Here is a 24278-nt window from a genome sequence, read left to right on the forward strand (position 1 = left end):
CCTTGTCATGATGTTCAAACTGAAGCTCCTGCTCTTTCGCTGGTCGCGCAAGCTGAAGCAGTTCAATTACTGGCTCTGGGCTCAGGCCGTTTTTGTGCTGCTTGGCCTGTTGCGCCTGTTTCCGGCGAAAGCTGCCATCAGCTTTTCGGCCAAGGTGGCCCGTCTCATCGGGCCGCTGACGCCGCGCCACAAGATCGCAACCAACAATCTGCGCCAAGCCTATCCCGGAAAGAGTGACGCCGAGATCGAAGTGATCGCGCGCGACATGTGGGATTCCATGGCGCGGCTGCTGGCGGAGTATATTTTCCTCGATGCGATTTTCGATTTCGATCCGAACGCTGCCAAGCCGGGCCTGATTGAAGTCGATGGCATTCCGATTTTCGAACGCCTGCGCGATGAAAAGAAGCCGCATATCTTCTTCACCGCCCATACCGGCAATTTCGAACTGCTGCCGATCTGCGCAGCCACATTCGGCCTGAATGTCACCGCACTGTTTCGTCCGCCGAACAATCCCTATATCGCCAACAAGGTTCTGAAAGCGCGCCATACCAATATGGGCCATCTCGTGCCTTCCAAGGCAGGCGCTGCCTGGGCGCTGGCGGGTATTCTCGGCGATGGCGGCAATGTCGGTATGCTCGTTGACCAGAAATTCTCGCGTGGCGTGCCTTCCACATTCTTCAACCGCCCGGTGAAGACCAATCCGCTGCTGGCCAAGCTTGCGCGGCAATATGATTGCGATGTCTATCCGGCGCGCTGTATCCGCCTGCCCGGCGGACGCTATCGGCTTGAACTTTACGAGCGCATGGAATTGCCACGCGACGACAAGGGCCAGATCGATATCGACGCCACCGCGCAATTGCTCAATGACACGGTCGAGCAATGGGTGCGCGAATATCCGGGCCAGTGGATGTGGTTCCACAAGCGCTGGGGATAGGATTTTTGCTGTTCATATGATACGGGCAAGCCACGCTGCCAAGGAGACTATCGCCATGCGCCCCATCGCCATTGCCCCGTCCATTCTGTCCGCCGACTTTGCCCGTCTTGGCGAAGAAGTCGATGCCGTGCTGGAAGCCGGTGCCGACTGGATCCATATCGATGTCATGGACGGACATTTCGTGCCGAACATCACATTCGGCCCGCAGGTGGTGAAAGCGATCCGCCCGCGCACCAAGGCATTCTTCGACGCGCATCTGATGATTGCGCCGTGCGATCCCTATCTGGAACCCTTTGCCGATGCAGGCTGCGATCTGATCACCGTGCACGCAGAAGCCGGACCGCATACGCATCGCTCGCTGCAGTCGATCCGTGCGCTCGGCAAGAAGGCCGGTATCGCGCTCAACCCGGCAACACCGGTCGAAGCGATCAGCAATATTCTGGACGATGTAGACCTGATCCTCGTCATGACCGTCAATCCGGGCTTCGGCGGCCAGAAATTCATCACGCCGATGCTCGACAAGATCAAGCGCGTCCGTGAAATGGTTGGAGACCGTCCGATCGACATCGAAGTCGATGGTGGCGTGACGCCGGAAACCGCAGGCTCGGTGGTTGCAGCTGGCGCGAATATTCTCGTCGCGGGCTCCGCTGTCTACAAAGGCAATTCGGTCGAGACCTACCGCGCCAATATCGACGCCATTCGTGCTGCGGCGGAAGCCGCGCGTAATCGTTAAACCCTCACTTTCTACAGGACGCTCCCATGATCCCGCGCTATTCCCGGCCAGAAATGGTCGCTATCTGGTCTCCGGAAACGAAATTCCGTATCTGGTTCGAGATCGAAGCCTATGCTTGCGAAGCGCTGGCCGAACTGGGCGTCATCCCCAAGGAAGCTGCCAAGACCATCTGGGAAAAAGGTAGCGTCGCGAAGTTCGACGTCGCTCGCATCGACGAAATCGAAGCCGTCACCAAGCATGACGTCATCGCCTTCCTGACACATCTTGCCGAATTCATCGGCCCCGACAGCCGCTTTGTGCATCAGGGCATGACCTCGTCGGACGTGCTCGACACCACGCTCAACGTCCAGCTGGTTCGCGCTGCCGACCTCCTGCTCGCCGACATGGACCGCGTTCTGACCGCGCTCAAGACCCGCGCCTTCGAGCACAAGGATACGGTGCGCATCGGCCGCAGCCATGGCATTCACGCCGAACCGACCACGATGGGTCTCACCTTCGCGCGTTTCTATGCGGAAATGCAGCGGAACCGCACCCGCCTCGTCGCGGCCCGCGCAGAAATCGCAACCGGCGCGATTTCCGGTGCTGTCGGCACTTTTGCCAATATCGATCCACGCGTTGAGGAATATGTCTGCGCCAAGCTTGGCCTCGAAGCCGAGCCGGTTTCCACGCAGGTCATTCCGCGCGACCGTCATGCGATGTTCTTTGCAACACTTGGCGTCATCGCTTCGTCGATCGAAAATGTCGCCATCGAAATCCGCCACATGCAGCGCACCGAAGTTCTGGAAGCCGAAGAGTTCTTCTCTCCGGGCCAGAAGGGTTCGTCCGCCATGCCGCACAAGCGCAACCCGGTTCTGACCGAAAACCTGACCGGCCTCGCCCGTCTCGTGCGTATGTCGGTCACGCCTGCCATGGAAAATGTCGCTCTGTGGCACGAACGCGATATTTCGCATTCGAGTGTCGAGCGCGCTATTGGACCTGACACCACCATCACCCTCGACTTCGCGCTCAACCGTCTGGCTGGCGTGGTCGAAAAGCTGGTGATCTACCCGGACAACATGCTGAAAAACATGAACAAGTTCCGCGGTCTGGTGCATTCGCAGCGCGTGCTGCTGGCGCTGACGCAGGCAGGCGTATCGCGCGAAGACGCCTATCGTCTCGTGCAGCGCAACGCCATGAAAGTCTGGGAACAGGGTGCCGATTTCCTTGAAGAACTGCTGGCAGACACGGAAGTGCGCGCAGCCCTTTCCGAAGAGCAAATTCGTGAGAAGTTCGATCTCGGCTACCACACCAAGCATGTGGATACGATTTTCAAACGCGTCTTCGGTTGAGGAGATTTCGGCTCTGGCACTGCCTTTCCCTCATCCTGAGGAGCCGTTGAAAACGGCACATCATCCTGAGTATGTCGAAGGATCGAAGGAGAGGGAAACAAGCAAAGCGCCTGCCCTCGCCCTCGACACGGCGCTTCGCGCCTGCTCAGGATGAGGGAGAAAACAAGTGTCCGGCTGATCTGAAACGATCACGCCTCAAGTGATAGCCGTATACAAAAAAGCCCCATGTTTTTGAAAACATGGGGCTTTTCTATTGTGGGATATTGGTTCTATCAGGCCTTGGTCTTGATCGTATTGACCACATTGCCCCAAGGATCGACGAAGGAGCTATCGTTACCGCCGCGCGTATCTTCCAGCTCAACCCAGGCAAGTCCGGTACGATCTGCATCACGCTTACCGGCACCGGCGCTCTGCCAGGCATTGGCTGCGATATGGTGATGGTAACGCCCCGTGGACATGAACACAGCCCGGTCGCCATAGGTCTGCACCGTCTCCAGCCCAAGCTCGTTGTGCCAGAAGGTTTCGGCCTCATGCGCATTGCCAACACGCAGGTGCACATGGCCGACAACGGTGTTTTGCGGCGCGCCAGTCCATTCTCCGCCTTCGGTCTTGATGACATCAAGCAGGCCACGCACGTCGAGCGCTTCCGTGCCCATTTTCACGCGGTCACCATTCCAATGCCACTTCTCATGCGGGCGGTCGGAATAAATCTCGATGCCATTCCCTTCCGGGTCAGTCAGGTAGATGGCTTCACTGACATCATGGTCTGAAGCGCCGGCAACCGGCAATTGCTTGTCGATAGCCCGGCGCGACCAGCGCGCCAGATCGCCACGCGTCGGCAGCAAGAACGCCGTGTGGTATAGCCCGGCGCTGCGCGGATCATCCGCGCGAGCAGCGGAAAACTGTTCGATTTCCATCAGTTCGCGATCCCCAGCGCCCAACACGATGGAAGCGCCGCGGCGGCTCATTTCGCGCAAGCCGACAACGTCGCGATAATATTCGGCCAATGTTTCCGCATCGCGTGCCTTGAGACCAATACGCGCCACGCGCATTGGCGTAGTCATGGCAAATGGAAGCGGAGCAACCGGACGGGTCGTCTCGGCAACCGGCGTCTTCAATTGCTGTGTCATATCATTCTCCTTCGACGGCATGTCTGCACGCGCGGGCACTATACCGGCCATTAAAGCAGCTCCCGTAGCGCCAAGCACCGAACGTCTGCTGATTGTCATGGCCTATGCTCTCCTTCGCGTTCTGTTCCCGCTAAACATCGCTGTTTGCGGGATCGTTCACAAGATCGCGATCTGAGAACAGGCTGTTCATCATTCGTAACATTCAGCGGCATCGCCGGTGCTTGAAGAAGTCACAAAGGCAATCTAAATGGGTGCTATGAAAGTCAAAGACGCAGATATCCTCATCATCCCCGGTTACACCAATTCCGGCCCTGACCACTGGCAGACCCGTTGGGAGAACAAACTCTCGACAGCGCGCCGCGTGCAGCAGGCCGAATGGTCGAAGCCGGTTCGCGACGATTGGGTGGGCGAAGTCGTCAAGGCGGCGAATGCGGCCACCAAGCCGATAGTGCTGGTTGCGCACTCTCTCGGCGTGGCCACAGCCCTGCATGCCGTGCCGTTGATCCAGCACAAGATCGCGGGCGCATTTTTCGTTGCCCCGCCAGATGTTTCGAACGAAAGCATCCGCCCGAAGCATTTGATGACCTTCGGCCCCTATCCGCGCGACCGACTGCCTTTCCCGACCATCACGGTCGTGAGCCGCAACGATCCTTTCTCAAGCTTCGAAGCAGCCGAAGATGTCGTGAAGGATTGGGGCGCCATGCTGATCGATGCGGGCGAGTCGGGTCATATCAACGCGGATTCCGGTCACGGACCATGGCCGGAAGGCTCCATGGTGTTTGCGGAGTTTATGACGCAGCTACAAGCACCCAAGCAGCACTGAAACAAAAGGCGGGTTTGAACCCGCCTTTTTGGTAGTCAACAATGCAAGCTAAAATCAGGCGCGAACGGCGTCCACAAGCTGTTGTGCAGCAAGACGGAGGTAGCCGCCCTCATTGCTGACCGTCACGAAACGGAAACCCAGCGGAATATAACGTCGCGCAAATTCCGGCGACGGCGAATAAATGCCCGCGATCTTGCCAGCGGCAGCGGCTTTGCGCGCAATATTGCTGATCGGCTCGACAATGGCGTCGGAATTTGGGTTGGCCTCGCGTCCATTGCTCCAGGCAATCGAGAAATCGGCGGGGCCGACGAAGACACCGTCAATGCCGCGCACATCGAGAATGGCATCCAGCACATCATAAGCGTCACGCGTTTCGATCATCGCGAAAGCCAGCGTGTCCTGATTTGCCGTGGTCAGATAATCGTTGGAGCCGGGTGTGCCATAATCGGCATTGGCGCGGAAAACACCCCATGAACGTTCGCCCACCGGCGGATATTTCATGGCTGCTGCGAACTTGCGCGCATCTTCGGCGGAATTGATCATTGGAGCGATCACTGCCTCCGCGCCGAAATCCAGTGCGCGGCTTGCCATGTCGAAGCGTCCCACCGGAATACGCACCACCGGCGGCTTTCCGGCATTCAGCACGTGACCGACGCTGCGCAGCACACTCGCCTCGTCATGACCGCCATGCTGCATGTCCAGCGTCACGGCGTCAAAGGCGGTGTGTGCAAGGATTTCGACCGTCAGCGGCTCAGGGAGAGACGACCACGCGGAGAGCACGGTTTCACCGGCACGCAGACGCGAAGACAGGGACATAGGAATTTCCTTCATTTCATAAGAACGGCATTTCACAATAGCAGGTAAATAAAAATGGGGTGGAAGCACTAGCCGCACTTCCACCCCATGATATCAATCCTGCTGTATCTGACGGATCGCTTCCTCTAGGAACAGTTGCATTTTTTCGCGGATCGTTTCGTCGCTATCGGTGACACCGCCTTCGTCGAAATCGGTGCGGATCTTGCGAAACACATCGTCATCACCGGCCTCGATGAAATCGGCTGCTATGACATCGCGGGCATAGGCCTCGGCCTCGCCATCCTTTTTGCCAAGACGCTCGGCAGCCCACAATCCGAGGAGCTTGTTTCTGCGCGCTTCGGCCTTGAACCGTAAATCAGCATCGTGCGCGAATTTCTTTTCGAAAGCATCGCGGCGATCATCCATACCTGTCGTCATTCACAAAACTCCCAACAACTGCCATTAGGAATGAGATCGTCACCCATTCTCTTGCCTAAAGCTGGCAAGGGGCGCAAGATTATACAAGAGCGGCAAATCAATTTCTTGCTGTTCGTCCATAATCTTGCATGAGAACGCATCCCGAAAAGTGTAAAACCGTTTTCGGAGAAGATGCGCACCAAAACAAAGGATTGGAGTGCCAGGCTGATAGAATCGGATCGAAACGCGTTTCAGAATCACCGAAAACGGGGGAACGGGCACGAAGCAGGATTGTTAAAAGCCCTTATTTGCTATAGGTAGCCCGCGAGAATAGCGGCTTAGAGCCGATCACCATAGATATGGAAATCCGAGAAAAGCCATGAACCGTCGCCGCCGTATTTACGAGGGCAAGGCCAAGATTCTTTACGAAGGCCCCGAGCCAGGAACGCTTGTCCAGTTCTTCAAGGACGATGCAACCGCGTTCAACAAGAAAAAGCACGAAGTCGTGGACGGAAAGGGTGTACTCAACAACCGCATTTCCGAATATATTTTTACGCAGCTGAACCGCATTGGAATTCCGACCCACTTCATCCGCCGTCTCAACATGCGTGAGCAGCTGATCAAAGAAGTGGAAATCATTCCGCTTGAAGTCGTGATCCGCAACGTTGCAGCAGGCTCGCTGTCCAAGCGCCTCGGCATCGAGGAAGGCACGGTTCTGCCGCGCTCGATCATCGAGTTCTATTACAAGGCCGATGCGCTCGAAGACCCGCTGGTCACCGAAGAACACATTACGGCATTCGGCTGGGCCAGCCCGCAGGAAATCGATGACATCATGGCTCTTGCCATTCGCGTCAACGACTTCCTTTCCGGTCTGTTTCTTGGCGTCGGCATCCAGCTTGTCGATTTCAAAATCGAATGCGGACGTCTGTGGGAAGGCGACATGATGCGTATCGTCGTCGCCGACGAAATCTCCCCGGACTCGGCTCGTCTCTGGGATATCAATACCAATGACAAGCTAGACAAGGACCGTTTCCGCCGCGATATGGGCGGATTGGTCGAGGCCTATCAGGAAGTGGCGCGCCGTCTCGGCATCATGAACGAGAATGACTCGCCCCGTCCTTCCGGCCCTGTGCTTGTGAAGTAATCCGATCAGCCCGGGAGCCGCTAAGACAGACACCTTCCGGGCTGTTTCGTTCGCGACAGGCAATTCCAGATTTTCATCTGAAGTTGTAAGAACCAAATCTAGAGCTACAGGAACTTAAGAGTGATCAAGGCACGCGTCACCGTTACACTGAAAAACGGCGTTCTGGACCCGCAGGGCAAAGCTATCGTCGGCGCACTCGGCAGCCTCGGTTTCGCCGGCGTCAATTCGGTCCGTCAGGGCAAGGTGTTCGACCTCGAACTCGAAGGCACCGACAAGGCCAAGGCCGAAGCAGACCTGAAGGCCATGTGCGACAAGCTCCTCGCCAATACGGTGATCGAAGATTATTCCATCGCCATCGGCTGAGCCAAACAAAGGAAGCAGACGCTCATGAAATCCGCTGTCATTCTCCTTCCCGGCCTCAATCGCGACCGCGACATGATCGCAGCGCTCACCAAGATCACCGGTCAGGCTCCTGTCACTGTCTGGCAGACCGATACCAGCATCCCGGACGATGTCGACCTGATCCTCATCCCCGGCGGCTTCTCCTACGGCGACTATCTGCGCTGCGGCGCAATTGCGGCCCGTATGCCGGTTCTTCAGGCCGTGCGTGAGAAGGCCGACAAGGGCGTCATGGTCATGGGCGTTTGCAACGGCTTCCAGATTCTCGTTGAAGCCGGACTGCTGCCGGGCGCGCTGATGCGCAACGCCTCGCTTAAGTTCGTCTGCCGCGAAGTGAAGCTTGAAGTCAGCAATGCGAACACCGCCTTCACCCGTGGCTATCAGCCGAACCAGATCATCCGCTGCCCGGTCGCGCATCATGACGGCAATTATTTCGCCGATGCCGAGACGCTGAAGCGTATCGAAGGCGAAGGTCAGGTCGTGTTCCGTTATGCGGAAGGCACCAATCCAAACGGTTCGGTCAATGATATTGCCGGTATCGTCAATGCGCGCGGCAATGTGCTTGGCATGATGCCGCATCCGGAAAATCTGATCGAAGCGGCCCATGGCGGCGACGATGGGCGGGCGCTTTTTGCGGGCGCGCTGGGCATCGCAGCCTGATAAGTTTCGAAGAAGGGCGGTTCTCTATGAGACCGCCCTTTTTCATTTTCTTCACCGAATTGCATTGCCGGTAAGATAACGTTCCCTGCCCGCACCCTCGACGACGAAAACCAGTCTAGCTTGTCGCCTGCTTTCGTGGCAGTTTTGCCTTGGGAGAATTCCTTGGCAACCGAATCGGGGGGACAAAATCATGCAGCTTTATTCTCGGCCTCTGTCTCCTTACTCCGCTTTCGTGCGCAGCGTTCTCTATCTGAAGGACCTGCCTTTCAAGCCGATCACACTGCCCTATCCCTTCCCGGCCGATTTCGGTGAAATCACGCCTTTGCGCCGTGTTCCCGTGCTGATTACCAGTTCCGGCGAAACGCTTTTTGAAGCCGTTGTGATTGCCGAATATCTCGAAGATCATTTTCCTGAAAAGCCGCTCCTGCCCGGCACGCCGCGCCAGCGCGCGCTGATCCGGCTTCTGGCCCGCGTTGTGGAGCTGGAAGTTCTTGGACCGGCGATGAAGCTGTTCATCCTGCTGAGCAAACCGGAGCGTGACAGCGCAACCATCGACCGCCTGTTCGAAAAACTGAATACGGGCCTGTCGGTGATCGAACATCGCCTCCCGGATACGTTTTATGCCGTTGGCGAAGAGCCGACGCTGGCTGATGCCTGGCTGCTACCGGTGCGCTTTCTCATGGAACCATTGAAGAAGCTTTCGGGAAAGCCGGATTTGCTGGACGCGTTTCCGAAATTCGATGCCTATGCCGCGAAGGCAAAGCAACATCCGGCTTTTGAGCGCATCTGGAACGAGATGAGCGATGGACTAAAGGCCTTCATGCCGCAGCTGGCCTGAGAGCCCGCTGCGCCGCCCCTTCCTGTCATTATTCCCCCTCTGCGCGCCTCCAGTCCTCCCCGGTGGCACGCCCTTTTGGAGTTCGTTTCTTGACGAAAAAGACCATCGCTTTCATCGCCTTGCCTGCGATTGCGCTTCTTGCGGCCTGTACGCCGCGTCCGGCCAGTGGACCAGTCACGCAGAATGTCAGCAAGGCTGCGCTACCGACGATGGAACGCATTGCACTGGCCGCCAATAGCTGCTGGTTCAAATCGAAGGACAAGGATTTCCGCAGCTATTCGCTGGCACCGGAACTCAATTCTTTCAGCGGTCGTCCGCGTATCCTCGTCGTGCCGGGGCACAATCCGGCAGCGCGCCCGCTGCTAGTCGTTCAGGCGGAAGGCAATCCCGCCCGTGTCGAAACCTTCGGCCCGATGCTCCAGGAAAGCCACGGCAACCGCATTCTCAGTGACGTCAACCGCTGGGCATCTGGCCAGAAGGGCTGCTAAAATTGAAACCCTCCCGCAAAAATGCGGGAGGGGTCATCTCTATAACAGCTGTCGACGACAGCGAATGTGTGTTTCAGTTCTTCACATCGAATTCGTTCTTGGCAGCGCAGGCGGTCGCTTCCCGTTTCAAAGCTTCAGATTTCGTCCCGCCTGATGCCAATGTCTTTAAGCTGTCTATCGTCCAGCTCCATAAGCATCTTCCGGGTCCGACGTCTTGACGAAGATGCCCGGACTTTATCGACAAGCCCTGTCCAAGCCTTGCGTATCCTGTGCGGCACAACCGAAACTGACCGAGCGCGCAAGCCCTTGCTTAAATCACTCGCAATATCGACTTCCGGCAGAATAGTAATTGCGTCAATCACATCATTGGTTGGCCTGATGTAGTTCATTACAGCAGCCTCCTCTTTTCAAACATTAGCTTCATGCGAATGGATTGATAATTAGGATGCTACCAAATTCACCAATATGAACAATTACAAGTACTTGCGCTGGATTTCTGCCTCGCTATTTTGCCATAGCCATTATTTCGATACTGCTCATATAGAGCTCGACGATTGCAGGCATGTTCCTGCACGCGCGTAAGCCCGGAGCGGGTTTGGGAATTTCAGCGCAGATGAAAACGTACCTTGCGCGCTTCCCGCTCGGCTTCGCTTCTTCTGAGGCCAATATCGCGCAACTGCTCCTCGGTCATTTCGAACAGTGCAAGGCGACTGCGACGCATCATGCTTTTGTGTGACAGCCAGTTGAAGAGCCGACGCAGCAGGCCCGCATCCGTCGCTTCCCCCGACGCAGCCTCCAGTTGAGCATGCAACCCACGGGGCAGTTCGCTTATACGATCCGCATCCGGCATGGGGGAAATTGTATCTATTGTCTCTGTCTGCAGTCTGAAGTAAAACATCGTTCCGTCCATTCATGTGCGCGCCTGATGCCATAGGGGGCCAGATTTGAAGGTCATTCACGGCAATCTGGATATAGGGGCATCAATCGGCTGCGAAATGACTCTATAATTGACTCCGTAACCGATACAATTTATAAGTTGTCACCATGACAAATTGGATTCCTGACCTATCGTGCAAAAACCGGCCCGCTTTACCTGCAATTGGCGGATGCGATTGAGGAAGCGATCGGCAATGGTGGATTGCCTGCGGGCGTGAAACTGCCGCCGCAGCGCAATCTCGCTTACGATTTGAAGGTGACAATCGGTACAATCGGGCGCGCCTATGCGCTTGCCCATGAGCGTGGCCTCGTCACCGGTGAAGTCGGGCGCGGCACCTATGTGCTAGGTGAAGAGTCGTCCGAATCCGGGCTGGTTCCGCCCGGACTGATTGGTACGAAACCGGCTGACGTGCCAACGGGTAAAATCCGGCTCGATTCCACCTCGGCGCCGGAAGTCGGCCAGCACGATGTGCTGGCGCGGATCAGCGCCGACATTCACCGCGATTTTCCGCAGGAGATTGCCAACTATTCGCGTCAGTTTCCGCAGCATTGGCTGGAAGCGGGCCAGAAATGGCTCGGCAGGGCCGACTGGCAGCCGGATCTCGACAATATCGTCATCACCAATGGCGCGCAGGCCGCAAGCATTGCCATCATCACGGCTTTCACCAATCCGGGCGACCGCATTCTGTTTGAAAACCTGACCTATGCGCAGATCAGCCGTTCGGTGCGACTTCTCGGTCGTCGCACTATTCAGGCTGCGCATGATGAATACGGCCTCATCCCGGAGGAATTCGAGCGCGCCTGCCGCCAGCAGCACCCTACTTTGGCATTTCTCATGCCAACGCTGCACAATCCGACGCTTGCGACCATGACGGCGGAGCGTCGTCGCGCGATAGCCGATATTGCGCGGCGGTATAATGTCTGGCTCATCGAGGACGACATTTACGGCAGCATGTGCGAAAGCGACATTCCGCTCTTGGCAAGCTTTGCACCGGAGCGCACTTTCGTCGTGTCGAGCCTCTCAAAGGCGGTAGCCGCTGGCATACGCAGCGGCTGGGCCGCCTGCCCTTCGCATTGCGCGCAACGGGTCAAGGTCACGCACAAGATGATGACGGGCGGCGTGGCTTTTCTGCTGGCTGAAACCGGCGCACAGCTTGTGCTGTCCGGCGCCGCCGACGATATCCGCGAAAAAAGCCGTATAGAAACAAGAGCGCGTGAAGAAATAGCGCGCCGCGTGTTTTCCGGCTTCGATTTCGTGTCCCGCCCCAATATCCCTTTTCTCTGGATGGGACTGCCCGAGCCATGGCTCTCCGGCACATTCAAGGCTGCGGCCTATGAAAGCGGCATTCTGATTGACGATGAGGACGAATTCAAAGCCGGTCGCGTCGATCAGATTTACCACCGCGTGCGCGTCGCCTTCTCGTCACCGATAGACAGGAACATTGTCGAAGACAGCTTTCTGACGCTGCGGCGTCTGCTTGAAAACGAACAGGCGGGCTATGAGGGCAGCGTGTAAACGCTGCCGCTTGCCGGGCTGATAGAGTTTCGATGCAATCAGATGCTGAATCAGGCCGGGAAAGCGGCATTTTCCTGTCGCGCTTCCAACAGAGTTAGGTTAAAGAGACCCCTTGAAACCTTAGGTGTCCGCCCTTCGCCAGAAGTTTCCGGGTGCCACAGCCTGCGACGGGGTCCCTCATCTCCATGACTATTTCCAATAAGCGCGATATCACGCCGGAACTTATCGAATCCCACGGTCTCAAGCCGGACGAGTATCAGCGCATCCTCGAATTGATCGGTCGCGAACCGAGCTTTACTGAACTCGGCATTTTCTCGGCCATGTGGAACGAGCATTGTTCCTACAAGTCCTCGAAGAAATGGCTGCGCACGCTGCCGACCACCGGTCCGCGCGTCATTCAGGGCCCCGGCGAAAATGCAGGCGTCGTGGACATTGGTGACGGCGATTGCGTCGTCTTCAAAATGGAAAGCCACAACCACCCGTCTTATATCGAGCCCTATCAGGGCGCGGCGACCGGCGTGGGCGGCATTTTGCGTGACGTGTTCACCATGGGCGCGCGTCCCGTTGCTGCGATGAATGCGCTGCGCTTTGGCGAGCCGGATCATCCGAAGACCCGCCATCTGGTGTCCGGTGTCGTGTCCGGCGTCGGCGGCTATGGCAACGCGTTTGGCGTGCCGACCGTTGGCGGCGAAGTGAACTTTGACAAGCGTTATAACGGCAATATCCTCGTCAATGCTTTTGCAGCCGGTCTTGCCAAGCATGACGGCATCTTTTTGTCGGAAGCCAAGGGCGTCGGCCTGCCGGTCGTCTATCTTGGCGCCAAGACGGGCCGTGACGGCGTCGGCGGCGCGACCATGGCCTCGGCTGAATTCGACGAGATCGATTGAAGAAAAGCGCCCCACCGTTCAGGTCGGCGATCCCTTCACCGAAAAGTGCCTGCTTGAAGCCTGCCTTGAGCTGATGGCGTCAGGCGCAGTCATCGCCATTCAGGACATGGGTGCGGCGGGCCTCACATGTTCTGCTGTTGAAATGGGCGCAAAGGGCGACCTCGGTATCGAACTCATTCTCGATCATGTTCCGGTTCGCGAAGAGAACATGACCGCCTATGAAATGATGCTTTCGGAAAGCCAGGAGCGCATGCTCATGGTTCTGAAGCCGGAAAAGGAAGCCGAAGCCCAGGCGATCTTTCGCAAATGGGGTCTCGACTTCGCCATTGTCGGCAAGACGACTGACGATCTGCGTTTCCGCGTCATTCATCAAGGCGAAGAAGTCGCCAATCTGCCGATCAAGGATCTGGGCGACGAAGCGCCGGAATATGATCGTCCGTGGATGGAACCGGGCAAGCATGCGCCACTCCCGGCCAGCAATGTGCCGCAGGTGGAAGACTATTCGGCAGCGCTTCTCAAGCTCATCGGCTCGCCTGACCTTTCGTCGCGCCGCTGGGTCTATGAGCAATATGATACGCTCATTCAGGGCAATTCGCTGCAGGTTCCGGGCGGCGACGCCGGTGTGATCCGCGTTGAAGGCCATGACACCAAGGCGCTCGCCTTCTCGTCGGACGTGACGCCACGCTATTGCGAAGCCGATCCCTTCGAAGGTGGCAAGCAGGCGGTTGCCGAATGCTGGCGCAACATCACCGCGACCGGCGCAGAGCCGCTGGCTTCGACCGACAATCTGAACTTCGGCAATCCTGAAAAGCCGGAAATCATGGGCCAGCTCGTCAAGGCCATAGAAGGCATTGGCGAAGCCTGCCGCGCGCTCGATTTCCCGATCGTTTCGGGCAATGTCTCGCTTTATAACGAGACCAACGGTCAGGCCATTTTGCCGACGCCGACCATTGCCGGTGTCGGCCTTATTCCGGACTGGACGCAAACGGCCAAGATCGGCGGCATGCAGGACGGCGACACGCTGGTTTTGCTTGGCGGAGACGGCACGCATCTCGGCCAGTCGGTCTATCTGCGCGATCTCTTCGACCGTGCCGACGGCCCTGCCCCGTTCGTCGATCTCGCGCTTGAAAAGCGCAATGGCGAATTCGTCCGCTCGGCAATCCGCAATGGTCAGGTTACGGCCTGCCACGATCTTTCCGACGGTGGACTGGCAATCGCTGTCGCCGAAATGGCGATCAAGTCTGGCAAGGGCGCAACCCTCAATGCTGGTGACGGCCTGCCGCACGCTGTTCTGTTCGGTGAAGATCAGGCGCGCTATGTGATCGCCGCCACGCCGGAAATGGCCAAGCTCATCGCGCTCAATGCCGAGGGTGCAGGCATTCCGTTCCGCATTCTGGGTCAGGTCGGTGGCGACCGTCTGACCATCGGCGATAGCGTCAATGTCGGCGTTACCGAACTGACGCGGGCTTTCGAAGACTGGTTCCCGGGCTTCATGAGCGGTGAGTTGGTCAGCGATAACTGATCGTCGCTGAACCAGCAGAAGTTAAAACGCCTGGATGAACATCTCATCCGGGCGTTTTGCCTGTATGGACCACCTGTGTGGCATTTAAACATTAGACAGATACACATTGACGTTCCACGATGGTGCGATACGATCTCGATGGGTAACAAGAAGCTGGAAACGGCGGGAGTATTTGCATGGCTATGGACGCACATGAGATCGAAAAACTGATACGCGAAGGGATTCCCGGCGCAAAGGTGACGATCCGCGACCTTGCCGGTGACGGGGATCATTATGCAGCCGAAGTGGTCGCGGAGAGCTTCCGCGGCAAGTCGCGCGTGCAGCAGCACCAGATGGTCTATGACGCGCTGAAGGGCAATATGGGCGGCGTGCTTCACGCGCTTGCCTTGCAGACCAGCGTTCCGGAGTGAACCGAAGCGCTTATTGAGCGGACGGCATCTGCTGCGGCAAGATGTTGCCCCTTCAATCCGGCACTTCGCGCGTATTTGACTTGCTTTCACCCGCACGGGGTGGTTACGAGCATGGAAATGATTATATTGGGAGAGACCTCCCAATTAAGCCGGAAATCGACCCGGCGAGTTTGTTTGAAGCGTGATGCGGCCCCATATGTTCCAACGACATTGGGCACACGCTCTGAAAGGAAACGAGATGACCGGCATTAACGATTTCATCGACAATGAAGTGAAGACCAACGACGTCGTGCTTTTCATGAAGGGCACGCCCGGCTTTCCGCAGTGCGGCTTTTCCGGTCAGGTCGTTCAGATCCTCGACTATCTTGGCGTCGACTATAAGGGCGTGAACGTGCTTGCCTCCGACGAGATTCGCCAGGGCATCAAGGAATATTCCAGCTGGCCGACCATCCCGCAGCTTTATGTGAAGGGTGAATTCGTCGGTGGCTGCGATATCGTGCGCGAAATGTTCCAGTCCAACGAATTACAAGCACTTTTTACCGATAAAGGTATTGCCACCAAGGCTGCTTGAGGATTAATAGCCGGTCATACGGCTTTAGTCTTAGCTTTTTACAAAAGGCGCCGTTTATCGGCGCCTTTTCGTTTTTATCCGACGGCAGTTTCTGCCGGGTGCCTCATTTTCGAGATTTCGACGTTCGTACCGCCCTTTACTGGCGCGGCGCGTCAGTATGCCAAGGAATGTCAGTCATGCCGATCGACATAAAGAACGCCTCGCCGGACCAGAAGACCTCCATACACGGGCGCGGCGAATTCATTGCACTGATCGCGGCTATCATGGCCATCAATGCGCTGGCGGTTGATATCATGCTGCCCGGCCTGCCGCAGATCGGCGCGAGCCTCGGCGTGCAGTCTGAAAACCATGTGCAATTCGTGATCACCGCCTATCTGCTGGGCTTCGGTGTCTCGCAGCTGTTTTATGGACCGCTCAGCGACCGTTTCGGTCGCCGTCTGCCACTGTTCGGCGGCTTGGTGATCTATGTGCTGGCCGCGCTCGGTGCCGCCATGGTCACGGATTTCACCACGCTCATCATATTGCGCGTGCTTCAGGGACTGGGTGCCGCGGGCACCCGCGTCATTGCCGTTTCAGTGGTGCGCGACCGTTTTGCCGGTCGCCAGATGGCGGAAGTCATGTCGCTGGTGATGATGATCTTCATGATCCTGCCGGTGGTCGCACCCGCCACCGGACAGCTGATCATGCTGTTTGGCGAATGGCACCTGATCTTTCTGTCCATGGCCGTGATGGCGCTGATCGTCGGCATATGGGCCTTCATCCGCCTGCCTGAAACGCTGCCCACAGACCAGCGCCGCCCGCTGACCATCAAAAGCGTGATCGGCGGCTTCGGTATCGTGCTGTCGAACCGCGTCGCGCTGTTCTACATGCTTGGCACGTCGTTCATCCTCGGCGCGCTGTTCGGCTATATCAATTCCGCCCAACAAATCTTCGTTGATATCTACAAGCTCGGCTCCTACTTTCCGCTGGCGTTTGCTGCGGTCGCCATGACACTGGCGCTGGCGTCGTTCCTCAACTCCCGCCTCGTCGGACGGTACGGCATGCGCCGCATCTCCCAGTCCATGCTGCTGGTTTTCACCAGTTTCAGCCTGCTCTGGATGGTGCTGTCGATCGTGCTGGTCGATCCGGTGCCGTTCCCGCTGCTGATGGCGATCTACATGACCATCATGTTCTCGTTCAGCCTCGTGACGGCCAATTTCAACGCGCTTGCGATGGAGCCGCTTGGTGAAGTTGCAGGCACGGCATCGTCCGTTCTCGGCTTTGCCCAGACGGTCATCGGTGCTGCGCTGGGTGCGATCATCGGTCAGGCCTTCGACGGCACTACGACGCCGGTCGCCATGGGCTATGGCGTGCTTGGCTTCGTCGCGCTGATCTGCGTGCTGATCGCCGAACGCGGCAAGCTCTTCCGGGTGCAGAACCCGCCTGCCGAACATGTGGTCGGTTGATTTTCAATGAGAATAAAAAACCCGCCATTCCGGCGGGTTTTGTTTTTACTCTTCCCAGAGCGTGGCCTGAATAGCCTGCCAGCTGTCCTTACTCGGCGCAGCCAATATGCCCCCGCCGATATGCGACGGATGATAATCGCTACCGTCCCAACGGGCGAGATGGCCGCCTGCTTCCTGATGGATCAGTGCGCCGGGCAGATGGTCCCAGGGCATCAGCTTGTTATAGACCGCGAAATGCGCGCCGCCGGTCGCGAGAATGCGATAGTCATGCGCTGCACAGCGATAGCCGATCTGCGACAGGAATTTCGTATGATTGCGCGCAAGACGGGACCGCAGCGGTTCCGCCGTGTACTGCCACGAGATCGTGCCTGTCATCTGGTCGATAGCGGCGGGCGCTGCAACGCGGACCTTGCGCGTGCTGCCATTGGCATGGCGAATATAGCTGCCGCTGCCCTTTGTGGCCGTGATCCAGTCATTGCCGACCGGATCGTGGATGATGCCGGCAACGGTCTCGCCTTTCGACACGACCGCTAGCATAACACCGAACAGCGGTACGCCGGATGCAAAATTGAACGTGCCGTCCACCGGATCAATGGTGAAAGCAAAATCGGCATCGCCGAGTCCATCGAGCAAGGCTGGATTGTCGGAGCACGCTTCCTCGCCCACAATCATCGCATCGGGATAGCGTTCTTTCAGCTTTGCGGTGATAAAGCGCTCTGCATTGACGTCGGCTTCCGTCACCAGATCGGCGGGGGACGTTTTCTGCCGGATATCGTCCGCGTCGAGCGTGCGGAAACGCGGCATGATTTCTTGCTGGGCAGCTTCTGCCAGAAGATCGGCAAGCCAGTCGATCTGGCCTTCATCAAAGCGCACTGTCATTCCCTTCATTCTTCTCGTCCTGCGGACCAGCCATCAGGCCCGCGAAATCGAACAGCTTGCGGTCCAGAAGATGGCTCGGGCGCACATTGGTCATGGCGCGGATCATCGTGTCCTTACGGCCCGGCATGCGCTTTTCAATATCCGTCAGCATGGCCTTCATGGCATTGCGCTGAAGCCCTTCCTGGCTACCGCACAGGTCGCAGGGAATGATCGGAAACTGCATGGAGGTTGCAAATTTTTCCAGATCGTCTTCCGCCGCATAAGCCAGCGGGCGGAACACCATCAGATCGCCTTCGTCGTTCAGAAGCTTCGGCGGCATGGCGGCAAGGCGTCCGCCATGAAACAGGTTCATGAAGAAGGTTTCGAGAATATCCTCGCGATGATGGCCGAGAACGATGGCCGAGCAGCCCTCCTCGCGCGCAATGCGATAGAGATTTCCGCGACGAAGGCGCGAACAGAGCGAGCAATAGGTGCTGTTCTCTGGTAGCTTGTCCGTCACAATGGAATAGGTGTCCTGATATTCGATGCGATGCTCGATGCCATAGCGGTTCAGGAAATCCGGCAGAATGTGCTTTGGAAAATTCGGCTGTCCCTGATCCAGATTGACCGCGAGCAGTTCGACCGGTAGCAGGCCGCGCCATTTAAGATCGAGCAGCAGCGCCAGCAGGCCATAGGAATCCTTGCCGCCGGAAAGACAGATCATCCAGCGCTCGCCGGGCTTCACCATAGCAAAGTCTTCGATAGCCTGACGCGTCAGACGTAGAAGGCGCTTGCGCAGCTTGTTGAATTCGACCGTGGCGGGCACGTCGCGAAACAGCGGATGGCAACCGTCTCCGCCGGTCTCTTCCGAGATACCGGGCAAATTATCTGGCGCAATATTCGGATCGAAAGCGTTCATGGCTCTTCTCGGATGCTGTCTGGTATAGCGCTTTACATACAGAAAAGCCGCCCATGGGGAAACCATGGACGGCCATTTCTTTGCGATAAGTGGCGCCCGAAGGCGACCAGATTAACGCGAGTAGAATTCGACCACGAGGTTCGGTTCCATCTGGACGGCGTAAGGCACATCCGTCAGGGTCGGAACGCGGGCGTAGGTCGCAACCATCTTATTGTGATCAACTTCGATGTAGTCCGGCACATCGCGTTCTGCGAGCTGAACAGCTTCGAGAACAACAACCAGCTGCTTCGACTTTTCGCGAACTTCAACAACGTCACCGGCCTTCAGGCGGTAGGACTGGATGTTGACGCGACGGCCGTTCACGTTCACGTGACCGTGGTTGATGAACTGGCGTGCAGCGAAGATCGTCGGAACGAACTTTGCGCGGTACACAACAGCATCCAGACGTGATTCGAGAAGACCGATCAGGTTTTCACCCGTGTCGCCCTTGCGGCGAGCGGCTTCGTCATAGGTCTTGCGGAACTGCTTTTCCGAGATATCGCCGTAGAAACCCTTGAGCTTCTGCTTGGCGCGCAGCTGCACACCGAAGTCCGAGAGCTTGCCCTTGCGGCGCTGGCCGTGCTGACCCGGGCCATATTCACGACGGTTAACCGGGGACTTCGGGCGGCCCCAGATGTTTTCGCCAAGACGGCGATCAATCTTATACTTTGCGGATTCGCGCTTGCTCATCGCATTTCCTTCAAAAAGTTAGTGCGCCATACGGCGCAGACAGGAAACGCGCCCTCCTCTGCCCTCCGTTTTCGAGGACTGACAGGGATGAAGCGCGCGAGCGCAATCTTCATCCACGGGACACGTCAAATGAAACGCCAGCGCGTTAAAGCGCCAGCGATGGCGGGCTTTTAGTCATGTGCATGTCATCTTGTCAAGTTCGAACGCTTGCCAAAGCCCAGATAACCGGGCGTTTAAAGCGCTTTTCGCCGTCTTTTGCAACATATTGCCATCAAGCGTGAAGGAACGCGGCTTCTCTTTGCGGCATTATGCAGTCGGGGCTGTAGAAAATGAGGTATTCATTGGTGTTGCTGGTCCTACCCCGTTTCCTATCCCGTAGAAATTCAACTGCCGCTGTTCTCCTCCTCAGTTTCCTCGGTTTTACGGGAGAAACGGCTCTTTATCCTCAGCCCGCACAGGCGCAAAACTTCATCGAAAAAATCCTGAAGCGCGATGCGCAAAAGGCAAAGCAACAGCGCAAGCGCCCGTCGGCCAACCCGCAAAAGAAACGGCAGGAAAGAAAGCCGCCAGCCCGGCAGGATAAAGTTCCGACTAAACCTGCACCACAGTCAGCATTGCCTGTTGTCGTTCCTGTTCCAACACCGGCACCCAGACCAGCGCCTGCTCCCGAACCGAAGACCGAGGCAGAGCCCGCCGTCATCATTCCGCCTGAAAAGCCCACCCCGCCACAACAGGCGGAGCCAGAACAGCCGCAGCCTTCAAAACCTGCCGCTGATGGACGCGTCTATCAGGTGGCGTGCCCCGCGCTGATTTCCGGCGAAGTAGAGGGCAAACTTCTGACACCCATCGAAGACGGCGCGCAATGCGGTCTCCATTCGCCGCTCTCACTGACGGCAATCGGCAAGAATGAGCCGCTCAAGCTTGCCAATCCCGTCACGACGAACTGCGCCATGGCGGTGACACTCGCCCAATGGAGCAACGACGTTAAAAACGCAGCACAGGATATCTACGGCAAGGATATCAAGATTACCCAGATCGGCACCGGCTCTGATTATCAATGCCGCAAGGTGAATGGCGCATCCACAGGCCGCGTGTCGGAACATGCCTTTGGCAATGCGCTCGACATCATGTCCTTCACATTCTCGGACGGCAGCAAGACGCAGCTGGAAAGCGGCTGGAATGGCGCCGACAAGGAAAAGGCCTTCTGGCGCGCTGTGCACGGCGCAAGCTGCAAGCTTTTCATGACCGTCATCGGCCCGGATGGCGATGCGGCGCACCGCACCAACATGCATCTTGATCAGGGATGCCACGGCAAAAGCTGCACGGCCCGGATATGCCAGTGAGAAAAGTGCATAACCGCCCGGAATTCATAAAAAAATCCAAATCCGGTTTCTAGTTTGATGCGGTATTATCGATTCCAGAACGGGTCCGCCTGTGACAGAATCACTGGAACCGCTCTCTTTGCCTATTTTGCAGGGTTTCCGAAAAGGATATGGGGCATGCAATTGACCAAAATTATACTTTCCACCCTTTGCGCCATCGGCTTTGTGACCGCCGCTCACGCGGACGCTGTTCCGAAGCGCTCGAAAGATTTTACGGGTAATTACCAGACATTGGTCAAGGACCAGCAGGCCTCGCCACAGGTGGCCGATTGTGTGGCCAGCGGTTATGATCTGGTGAAAAAGGACAAGAAATACGACCGTCTAGGCTTCACAAAAGACGATATTTCGTCGGCCACAACCAATGACACATCATCGAAGTTCAGCGCCAAGGACCCGCGCAAGGTCTCAGCCGTCATCTCGGTGCCGGGCGAAGCGCGTATCAAGAGCACGGGCTATAAATGGGATGGCGTCAATCTGCGTTGCGGCATCACCAATGGTAAGCTGACGGCCATCGAACTGGTTCAAACGAAAGCCGCACAATAATTTGATCGGCAACAGCCACACAGAACCGAGCACCTGATCCCAAGTCAGGTGTTCTTTTTGTCGTCGACATGCTGAGGCAGACCGTTGCGCTTGGTCTCGGCGAATTCTTCCAGTTCTTTCTCGCTCATCGATTCGTACATCTCTTTCGATGCGCCGATTAACTCGCTGACCTTGATCTCGCCGCGCTTGGCCGCCAACGCAGCACCGGCAGCCTTTTGCTGGGCTTGAGATTTTGCAGGCATGAACTCTTCTCCTTTTGCGCCGCCCCAAGGCCAACGCGACGGATAGAAATCAGTTCCCGCCGCTAGTCCTGCTCGCTGTCGAAACGAGAGCGCGCACTGCGTAGCGACGCCCGGTTTGCAACCGCCCATTGCCCCAAACTGTCGATAGGCCCCGCCAGCGAATGACCAAGCTCGGTCAGCGAATATTCGACTTCCGGTGGTGAAGTCGGTCGTACATGGCGCGAAACCAGCCCGTCGCGTTCGAGCGAACGCAGCGTGACCGTCAGCATACGCTGCGAGATTCCTTCAATTTCTCGCCGTAAGGCATTGAAACGCATGGAACCGCTCTGCAAGCTGAAGATAACAAGAATGCTCCACGTGTCGCCAACCCGGTCGAGCACATCACGGATCGGGCAAGAACCCTTGCCGTCCGTCTCAAAGGCCGGTGTGGAAGACAAAAGCGGCGTCTTGGCGTCTGGTCGTGTCGGTATCGTCATAGTCACTCTTATCACATACTCGCTTGTTGGGATCAAACCGGATGCTTGCGTCTGCCCTTCCGCCAAGCCCATGGGCTAACAACCCCACACGTCCAAACGTCCTTATCTTGCCTTTTGGACGGTTACTTCCATGTTTCCTACCCATGTAGAAGTGCGTTCTTCACAAGCCCGGTAGCCTGACATATGTAGTTACCAGAAATAACCTGATTATGAAACATACCTTAAATGGCTGAACTACAAAAGCGTAAGGAAGGAACTGGAATGGCTAAAATCGCACTGATTGGCGCAACGGGTTTTGTTGGCGCAGCAATCTTGAAGGAAGCCGCATCGCGCGGCCATCATGTTACGGCGCTGGTACGCCACCCGGAAAAGGTGGAAAAGCTTGCCAACGTGACCGCCGTGAAAACGGACGTGTACGACACGGATGCGCTCGCCAGCCAGCTTTCAGGACATGACATCATCATTTCCGCATTCAATCCCGGCTGGGGCGACACGAATATTCGTGAAAACCACATCAAGGGCAGCCGCTCGATCAACGAGGCAGCCAAGAAGGCAGGCGTCAAGCGTCTAATCGCGGTCGGTGGTGCCGGTAGCCTGTCGATCAACGGCCAGCAACTTGTCGATTCCGCCGAATTCCCGGCAGAATGGAAAGAAGGTGCTCTGGGCGCCCGCGAAGCGCTGAACGAGCTGCGCAAGGAAAGTGGCCTCGACTGGACCTTCGTGTCGCCAGCGATCATTCTTCAGCCGGGTGAACGCACGGGCAAATATCGTCTTGGCGGTGACGAGCCCGTTTTCAACGACAAGGGCGAAAGCACTATTTCGGTCGCTGATCTGGCTGTCGCTATCGTCGATGAGGCCGAACAGGGCAAGCATATCGGCAAGCGTTTCACCGCAGCCTATTGATTACTGCTTCTTGATCGCATTTCTGCTTTAAAAGCAAAGCCGGACGGTAAATGCCATCCGGCTTTAGAGCGCATCCCGAAAAGTGTGAAACGGTTTTCGGAACAAGATGCGCGTTAAAACAAAGAGTTAGAGCGCCGATCTGATCCAATCAGATCGAAACGCGCTTTAACGTATCAAAACAACCTGCGGAGACCGTATGGAACTCGGAATCTATACTTTTGGCGATCTTGGTCCAGACGTGGAAACCGGAAAGCCGATCGCCCCGCAACAGCGTATCAGCAATCTGATCGAGGAAATCGAGCTGGCCGATCAGGTGGGGCTCGATGTCTTCGGCCTTGGCGAACACCATCGGCCCGATTATTCGGTATCCGCACCCGCCGTTGTTCTGGCTGCTGCGGCCTCGCGCACTAAAAACATCCGGCTGACGAGCGCAGTCACCGTCTTGTCGTCCGACGATCCCGTGCGCGTTTACCAGCAGTTTTCGACGCTGGACCTGATCTCGAATGGACGCGCTGAAATCATGGCCGGACGTGGTTCGTTCATCGAATCCTTCCCGCTCTTCGGGTACAATCTCGACGATTACGACACGCTTTTTGCCGAAAAACTCGATCTGCTTCTAACGATCCGCGACAACGAACGCGTGAGCTGGACCGGGACGACGCGCGCAGCCATTGACGGGCGTGGTGTCTATCCCCGTGGCGTGCAGGAACAGCTGCCCATATGGCTCGCCGTTGGCGGTACGCCAGCTTCCGTCGGTCGCGCCGCCCTGCTCGGATTACCATTGGCTCTCGCTATTATCGGCGGCTACCCGGAACGGTTTGCCCAGCTGACCGATTTTTATCGTGAAGCTGGCGTAAAAGCGGATCATGCGCCGGAAAAGCTCAAAATTGGAATCAATTCGCATGGCTATGTGGCTGAAAACGCTCAACAAGCAGCGGATGAATTCTATCCGTCCTATTCACAAGTCATGGCAAAGCTTGGCCGGGAACGCGGCTGGCCGCCAACCACGCGAGAGCAATTCGACGCAATGCGCAAACCGCGTGGATCTCTTCTGGTGGGCAGTCCGCAGCAGGTCATCGACAAGATTCTCGCCCAACACAGCTACTTCAAGCACGACCGCTTTTTGTTCCAGACAGCGCTCGGCAATCTGCCGCATAAATATACGATGAAATCGATTGAGCTGTTCGGCACCAAGGTTGCGCCGGAAGTTCGCAAAGCGCTCGGCGTGGTATCCGCGACATGAAAAAAGC

General features: G+C 57.0%; 26 protein-coding genes and 2 pseudogenes. 18 read left to right on the forward strand and 10 right to left on the reverse strand.

The window, feature by feature from the left end; translation table 11 throughout:
- The first annotated feature begins 7 nt into the window (after window positions 1–7).
- From QLQ11_RS03980 to purB, 3 genes are read left to right on the forward strand one after another with little or no spacing between them, the layout of a single operon-like run.
- Window positions 8–934 carry a lipid A biosynthesis lauroyl acyltransferase gene (locus QLQ11_RS03980; protein WP_121535899.1) on the forward strand — a complete coding sequence of 309 codons (927 nt, stop codon included), beginning with the start codon at window positions 8–10 and terminating at the stop codon, window positions 932–934.
- Window positions 935–989: 55 nt separating this feature from the next.
- Window positions 990–1667 (forward strand): ribulose-phosphate 3-epimerase, encoded by a 678-nt coding sequence (gene rpe, locus QLQ11_RS03985; RefSeq protein ID WP_109368833.1) that lies wholly within the window; start codon window positions 990–992, stop codon window positions 1665–1667.
- 26 nt (window positions 1668–1693) lie between these two features.
- Window positions 1694–2995, forward strand: coding sequence for an adenylosuccinate lyase (gene purB, locus QLQ11_RS03990; protein ID WP_121535896.1), 1302 nt, complete (start codon window positions 1694–1696; stop codon window positions 2993–2995).
- Between the two features lie 272 nt (window positions 2996–3267).
- Here purB and QLQ11_RS03995 read toward each other — a convergent pair whose 3' ends face one another.
- Window positions 3268–4224 carry a VOC family protein gene (locus QLQ11_RS03995; protein ID WP_371830779.1) on the reverse strand — a complete coding sequence of 319 codons (957 nt, stop codon included), beginning with the start codon at window positions 4222–4224 and terminating at the stop codon, window positions 3268–3270.
- Between the two features lie 157 nt (window positions 4225–4381).
- Here QLQ11_RS03995 and QLQ11_RS04000 point away from each other — a divergent pair, with 157 nt between their 5' ends.
- Window positions 4382–4948 (forward strand): alpha/beta hydrolase, encoded by a 567-nt coding sequence (locus tag QLQ11_RS04000; protein ID WP_121536296.1) that lies wholly within the window; start codon window positions 4382–4384, stop codon window positions 4946–4948.
- Window positions 4949–5002: 54 nt separating this feature from the next.
- Here the strand turns inward: QLQ11_RS04000 and QLQ11_RS04005 are convergent, their stop codons facing one another.
- Window positions 5003–5770: an HpcH/HpaI aldolase/citrate lyase family protein gene (locus tag QLQ11_RS04005; RefSeq protein WP_209445956.1), complete on the reverse strand. Its 768-nt coding sequence runs from the start codon at window positions 5768–5770 to the stop codon at window positions 5003–5005.
- Between the two features lie 87 nt (window positions 5771–5857).
- Window positions 5858–6181: a DUF1476 domain-containing protein gene (locus QLQ11_RS04010; protein WP_109368829.1), complete on the reverse strand. Its 324-nt coding sequence runs from the start codon at window positions 6179–6181 to the stop codon at window positions 5858–5860.
- A 358-nt stretch (window positions 6182–6539) separates the two neighbouring features.
- Between QLQ11_RS04010 and purC the strand changes: the two genes are divergently transcribed.
- The 5 genes from purC to QLQ11_RS04035 all read left to right on the forward strand — a co-directional run bounded on the left by purC (window position 6540) and on the right by QLQ11_RS04035 (window position 9689).
- Window positions 6540–7304 carry a phosphoribosylaminoimidazolesuccinocarboxamide synthase gene (gene purC / locus QLQ11_RS04015; RefSeq protein WP_109368827.1) on the forward strand — a complete coding sequence of 255 codons (765 nt, stop codon included), beginning with the start codon at window positions 6540–6542 and terminating at the stop codon, window positions 7302–7304.
- Between the two features lie 120 nt (window positions 7305–7424).
- On the forward strand, window positions 7425–7667 hold the full coding sequence (gene purS / locus QLQ11_RS04020) for a phosphoribosylformylglycinamidine synthase subunit PurS (RefSeq protein ID WP_124915641.1): 243 nt from the start codon (window positions 7425–7427) through the stop codon (window positions 7665–7667).
- Window positions 7668–7691: 24 nt separating this feature from the next.
- Entirely contained in the window at window positions 7692–8363 is a 672-nt protein-coding gene (purQ, locus tag QLQ11_RS04025) for a phosphoribosylformylglycinamidine synthase subunit PurQ (protein ID WP_109368825.1), read from the forward strand.
- Window positions 8364–8553: 190 nt separating this feature from the next.
- Entirely contained in the window at window positions 8554–9201 is a 648-nt protein-coding gene (locus QLQ11_RS04030; protein ID WP_109368824.1) for a glutathione S-transferase family protein, read from the forward strand.
- A gap of 89 nt (window positions 9202–9290) precedes the next feature.
- Entirely contained in the window at window positions 9291–9689 is a 399-nt protein-coding gene (locus QLQ11_RS04035) for a hypothetical protein (protein ID WP_121535884.1), read from the forward strand.
- 134 nt (window positions 9690–9823) lie between these two features.
- On the opposite strand, the gene QLQ11_RS04040 is transcribed toward QLQ11_RS04035, so the two are convergent.
- Window positions 9824–10078 carry a DUF1127 domain-containing protein gene (locus QLQ11_RS04040; protein WP_109368822.1) on the reverse strand — a complete coding sequence of 85 codons (255 nt, stop codon included), beginning with the start codon at window positions 10076–10078 and terminating at the stop codon, window positions 9824–9826.
- Window positions 10079–10293: 215 nt separating this feature from the next.
- Window positions 10294–10599 (reverse strand): DUF1127 domain-containing protein, encoded by a 306-nt coding sequence (locus QLQ11_RS04045; protein ID WP_109368821.1) that lies wholly within the window; start codon window positions 10597–10599, stop codon window positions 10294–10296.
- A 134-nt stretch (window positions 10600–10733) separates the two neighbouring features.
- Here QLQ11_RS04045 and QLQ11_RS04050 point away from each other — a divergent pair.
- The 5 genes and pseudogenes from QLQ11_RS04050 to QLQ11_RS04070 all read left to right on the forward strand — a co-directional run bounded on the left by QLQ11_RS04050 (window position 10734) and on the right by QLQ11_RS04070 (window position 16976).
- A pseudogene (locus tag QLQ11_RS04050) lies at window positions 10734–12141 on the forward strand (PLP-dependent aminotransferase family protein).
- 185 nt (window positions 12142–12326) lie between these two features.
- Window positions 12327–14550, forward strand: a pseudogene (gene purL / locus QLQ11_RS04055) (phosphoribosylformylglycinamidine synthase subunit PurL).
- 176 nt (window positions 14551–14726) lie between these two features.
- Window positions 14727–14960: a BolA/IbaG family iron-sulfur metabolism protein gene (locus tag QLQ11_RS04060; RefSeq protein ID WP_007874594.1), complete on the forward strand. Its 234-nt coding sequence runs from the start codon at window positions 14727–14729 to the stop codon at window positions 14958–14960.
- A 238-nt stretch (window positions 14961–15198) separates the two neighbouring features.
- A complete protein-coding gene (grxD, locus tag QLQ11_RS04065) occupies window positions 15199–15531 on the forward strand; it encodes a Grx4 family monothiol glutaredoxin (protein WP_078338449.1) in 333 nt (110 codons plus the stop codon).
- 176 nt (window positions 15532–15707) lie between these two features.
- Window positions 15708–16976 carry a multidrug effflux MFS transporter gene (locus tag QLQ11_RS04070; protein ID WP_121535875.1) on the forward strand — a complete coding sequence of 423 codons (1269 nt, stop codon included), beginning with the start codon at window positions 15708–15710 and terminating at the stop codon, window positions 16974–16976.
- Window positions 16977–17021: 45 nt separating this feature from the next.
- Here the strand turns inward: QLQ11_RS04070 and QLQ11_RS04075 are convergent, their stop codons facing one another.
- The 3 genes from QLQ11_RS04075 to rpsD all read right to left on the reverse strand — a co-directional run bounded on the left by QLQ11_RS04075 (window position 17022) and on the right by rpsD (window position 19482).
- Window positions 17022–17849 (reverse strand): inositol monophosphatase family protein, encoded by an 828-nt coding sequence (locus QLQ11_RS04075; RefSeq protein WP_121536294.1) that lies wholly within the window; start codon window positions 17847–17849, stop codon window positions 17022–17024.
- A complete protein-coding gene (ttcA, locus tag QLQ11_RS04080; protein WP_121535872.1) occupies window positions 17839–18753 on the reverse strand; it encodes a tRNA 2-thiocytidine(32) synthetase TtcA in 915 nt (304 codons plus the stop codon). The genes QLQ11_RS04075 and ttcA overlap by 11 nt, the downstream gene beginning before the upstream one ends.
- 111 nt (window positions 18754–18864) lie before the next feature.
- The gene (gene rpsD, locus QLQ11_RS04085; protein WP_121535869.1) at window positions 18865–19482 is read right to left on the reverse strand and encodes a 30S ribosomal protein S4; all 618 of its coding nucleotides are present in this window, start codon (window positions 19480–19482) and stop codon (window positions 18865–18867) included.
- A gap of 329 nt (window positions 19483–19811) precedes the next feature.
- On the opposite strand from rpsD, the gene QLQ11_RS04090 reads away from it, so the two are divergent.
- Entirely contained in the window at window positions 19812–20825 is a 1014-nt protein-coding gene (locus QLQ11_RS04090) for an extensin family protein (protein ID WP_283735828.1), read from the forward strand.
- Between the two features lie 156 nt (window positions 20826–20981).
- Window positions 20982–21407, forward strand: a complete 426-nt coding sequence (bspC, locus tag QLQ11_RS04095) for a type IV secretion system effector BspC (RefSeq protein WP_121535863.1) — start codon at window positions 20982–20984, stop codon at window positions 21405–21407.
- Window positions 21408–21451: 44 nt separating this feature from the next.
- On the opposite strand, the gene QLQ11_RS04100 is transcribed toward bspC, so the two are convergent.
- A complete protein-coding gene (locus tag QLQ11_RS04100) occupies window positions 21452–21649 on the reverse strand; it encodes a DUF3008 family protein (RefSeq protein ID WP_121535860.1) in 198 nt (65 codons plus the stop codon).
- 62 nt (window positions 21650–21711) lie between these two features.
- Window positions 21712–22125 (reverse strand): helix-turn-helix domain-containing protein, encoded by a 414-nt coding sequence (locus tag QLQ11_RS04105; RefSeq protein WP_121535857.1) that lies wholly within the window; start codon window positions 22123–22125, stop codon window positions 21712–21714.
- A 261-nt stretch (window positions 22126–22386) separates the two neighbouring features.
- Here QLQ11_RS04105 and QLQ11_RS04110 point away from each other — a divergent pair, with 261 nt between their 5' ends.
- The gene (locus QLQ11_RS04110) at window positions 22387–23028 is read left to right on the forward strand and encodes an NAD(P)-dependent oxidoreductase (RefSeq protein ID WP_109368813.1); all 642 of its coding nucleotides are present in this window, start codon (window positions 22387–22389) and stop codon (window positions 23026–23028) included.
- Window positions 23029–23224: 196 nt separating this feature from the next.
- Window positions 23225–24271: an LLM class flavin-dependent oxidoreductase gene (locus QLQ11_RS04115; RefSeq protein ID WP_124915639.1), complete on the forward strand. Its 1047-nt coding sequence runs from the start codon at window positions 23225–23227 to the stop codon at window positions 24269–24271.
- Window positions 24272–24278 lie beyond the last annotated feature (7 nt).

The sequence above is a fragment of the Ochrobactrum sp. SSR genome, from assembly GCF_030067775.1.
Taxonomy (GTDB): Bacteria; Pseudomonadota; Alphaproteobacteria; order Rhizobiales; family Rhizobiaceae; genus Brucella; species Brucella teleogrylli.

Bases quoted from the DNA above. Each gene is read 5' to 3' on its own strand.
- QLQ11_RS03980 (WP_121535899.1), top strand. From the start codon at position 8: ATGATGTTCAAACTGAAGCTCCTGCTCTTTCGCTGGTCGCGCAAGCTG.
- rpe (WP_109368833.1), top strand. From the start codon at position 990: ATGCGCCCCATCGCCATTGCCCCGTCCATTCTGTCCGCCGACTTTGCC.
- purB (WP_121535896.1), top strand. From the start codon at position 1,694: ATGATCCCGCGCTATTCCCGGCCAGAAATGGTCGCTATCTGGTCTCCG.
- QLQ11_RS03995 (WP_371830779.1), bottom strand. From the start codon at position 4,224: ATGACAATCAGCAGACGTTCGGTGCTTGGCGCTACGGGAGCTGCTTTA.
- QLQ11_RS04000 (WP_121536296.1), top strand. From the start codon at position 4,382: ATGAAAGTCAAAGACGCAGATATCCTCATCATCCCCGGTTACACCAAT.
- QLQ11_RS04010 (WP_109368829.1), bottom strand. From the start codon at position 6,181: ATGACGACAGGTATGGATGATCGCCGCGATGCTTTCGAAAAGAAATTC.
- purC (WP_109368827.1), top strand. From the start codon at position 6,540: ATGAACCGTCGCCGCCGTATTTACGAGGGCAAGGCCAAGATTCTTTAC.
- purQ (WP_109368825.1), top strand. From the start codon at position 7,692: ATGAAATCCGCTGTCATTCTCCTTCCCGGCCTCAATCGCGACCGCGAC.
- QLQ11_RS04030 (WP_109368824.1), top strand. From the start codon at position 8,554: ATGCAGCTTTATTCTCGGCCTCTGTCTCCTTACTCCGCTTTCGTGCGC.
- QLQ11_RS04040 (WP_109368822.1), bottom strand. From the start codon at position 10,078: ATGAACTACATCAGGCCAACCAATGATGTGATTGACGCAATTACTATT.
- QLQ11_RS04045 (WP_109368821.1), bottom strand. From the start codon at position 10,599: ATGGACGGAACGATGTTTTACTTCAGACTGCAGACAGAGACAATAGAT.
- QLQ11_RS04060 (WP_007874594.1), top strand. From the start codon at position 14,727: ATGGCTATGGACGCACATGAGATCGAAAAACTGATACGCGAAGGGATT.
- grxD (WP_078338449.1), top strand. From the start codon at position 15,199: ATGACCGGCATTAACGATTTCATCGACAATGAAGTGAAGACCAACGAC.
- QLQ11_RS04070 (WP_121535875.1), top strand. From the start codon at position 15,708: ATGCCGATCGACATAAAGAACGCCTCGCCGGACCAGAAGACCTCCATA.
- ttcA (WP_121535872.1), bottom strand. From the start codon at position 18,753: ATGAACGCTTTCGATCCGAATATTGCGCCAGATAATTTGCCCGGTATC.
- rpsD (WP_121535869.1), bottom strand. From the start codon at position 19,482: ATGAGCAAGCGCGAATCCGCAAAGTATAAGATTGATCGCCGTCTTGGC.
- QLQ11_RS04090 (WP_283735828.1), top strand. From the start codon at position 19,812: ATGAGGTATTCATTGGTGTTGCTGGTCCTACCCCGTTTCCTATCCCGT.
- bspC (WP_121535863.1), top strand. From the start codon at position 20,982: ATGCAATTGACCAAAATTATACTTTCCACCCTTTGCGCCATCGGCTTT.
- QLQ11_RS04100 (WP_121535860.1), bottom strand. From the start codon at position 21,649: ATGCCTGCAAAATCTCAAGCCCAGCAAAAGGCTGCCGGTGCTGCGTTG.
- QLQ11_RS04105 (WP_121535857.1), bottom strand. From the start codon at position 22,125: ATGACGATACCGACACGACCAGACGCCAAGACGCCGCTTTTGTCTTCC.
- QLQ11_RS04110 (WP_109368813.1), top strand. From the start codon at position 22,387: ATGGCTAAAATCGCACTGATTGGCGCAACGGGTTTTGTTGGCGCAGCA.
- QLQ11_RS04115 (WP_124915639.1), top strand. From the start codon at position 23,225: ATGGAACTCGGAATCTATACTTTTGGCGATCTTGGTCCAGACGTGGAA.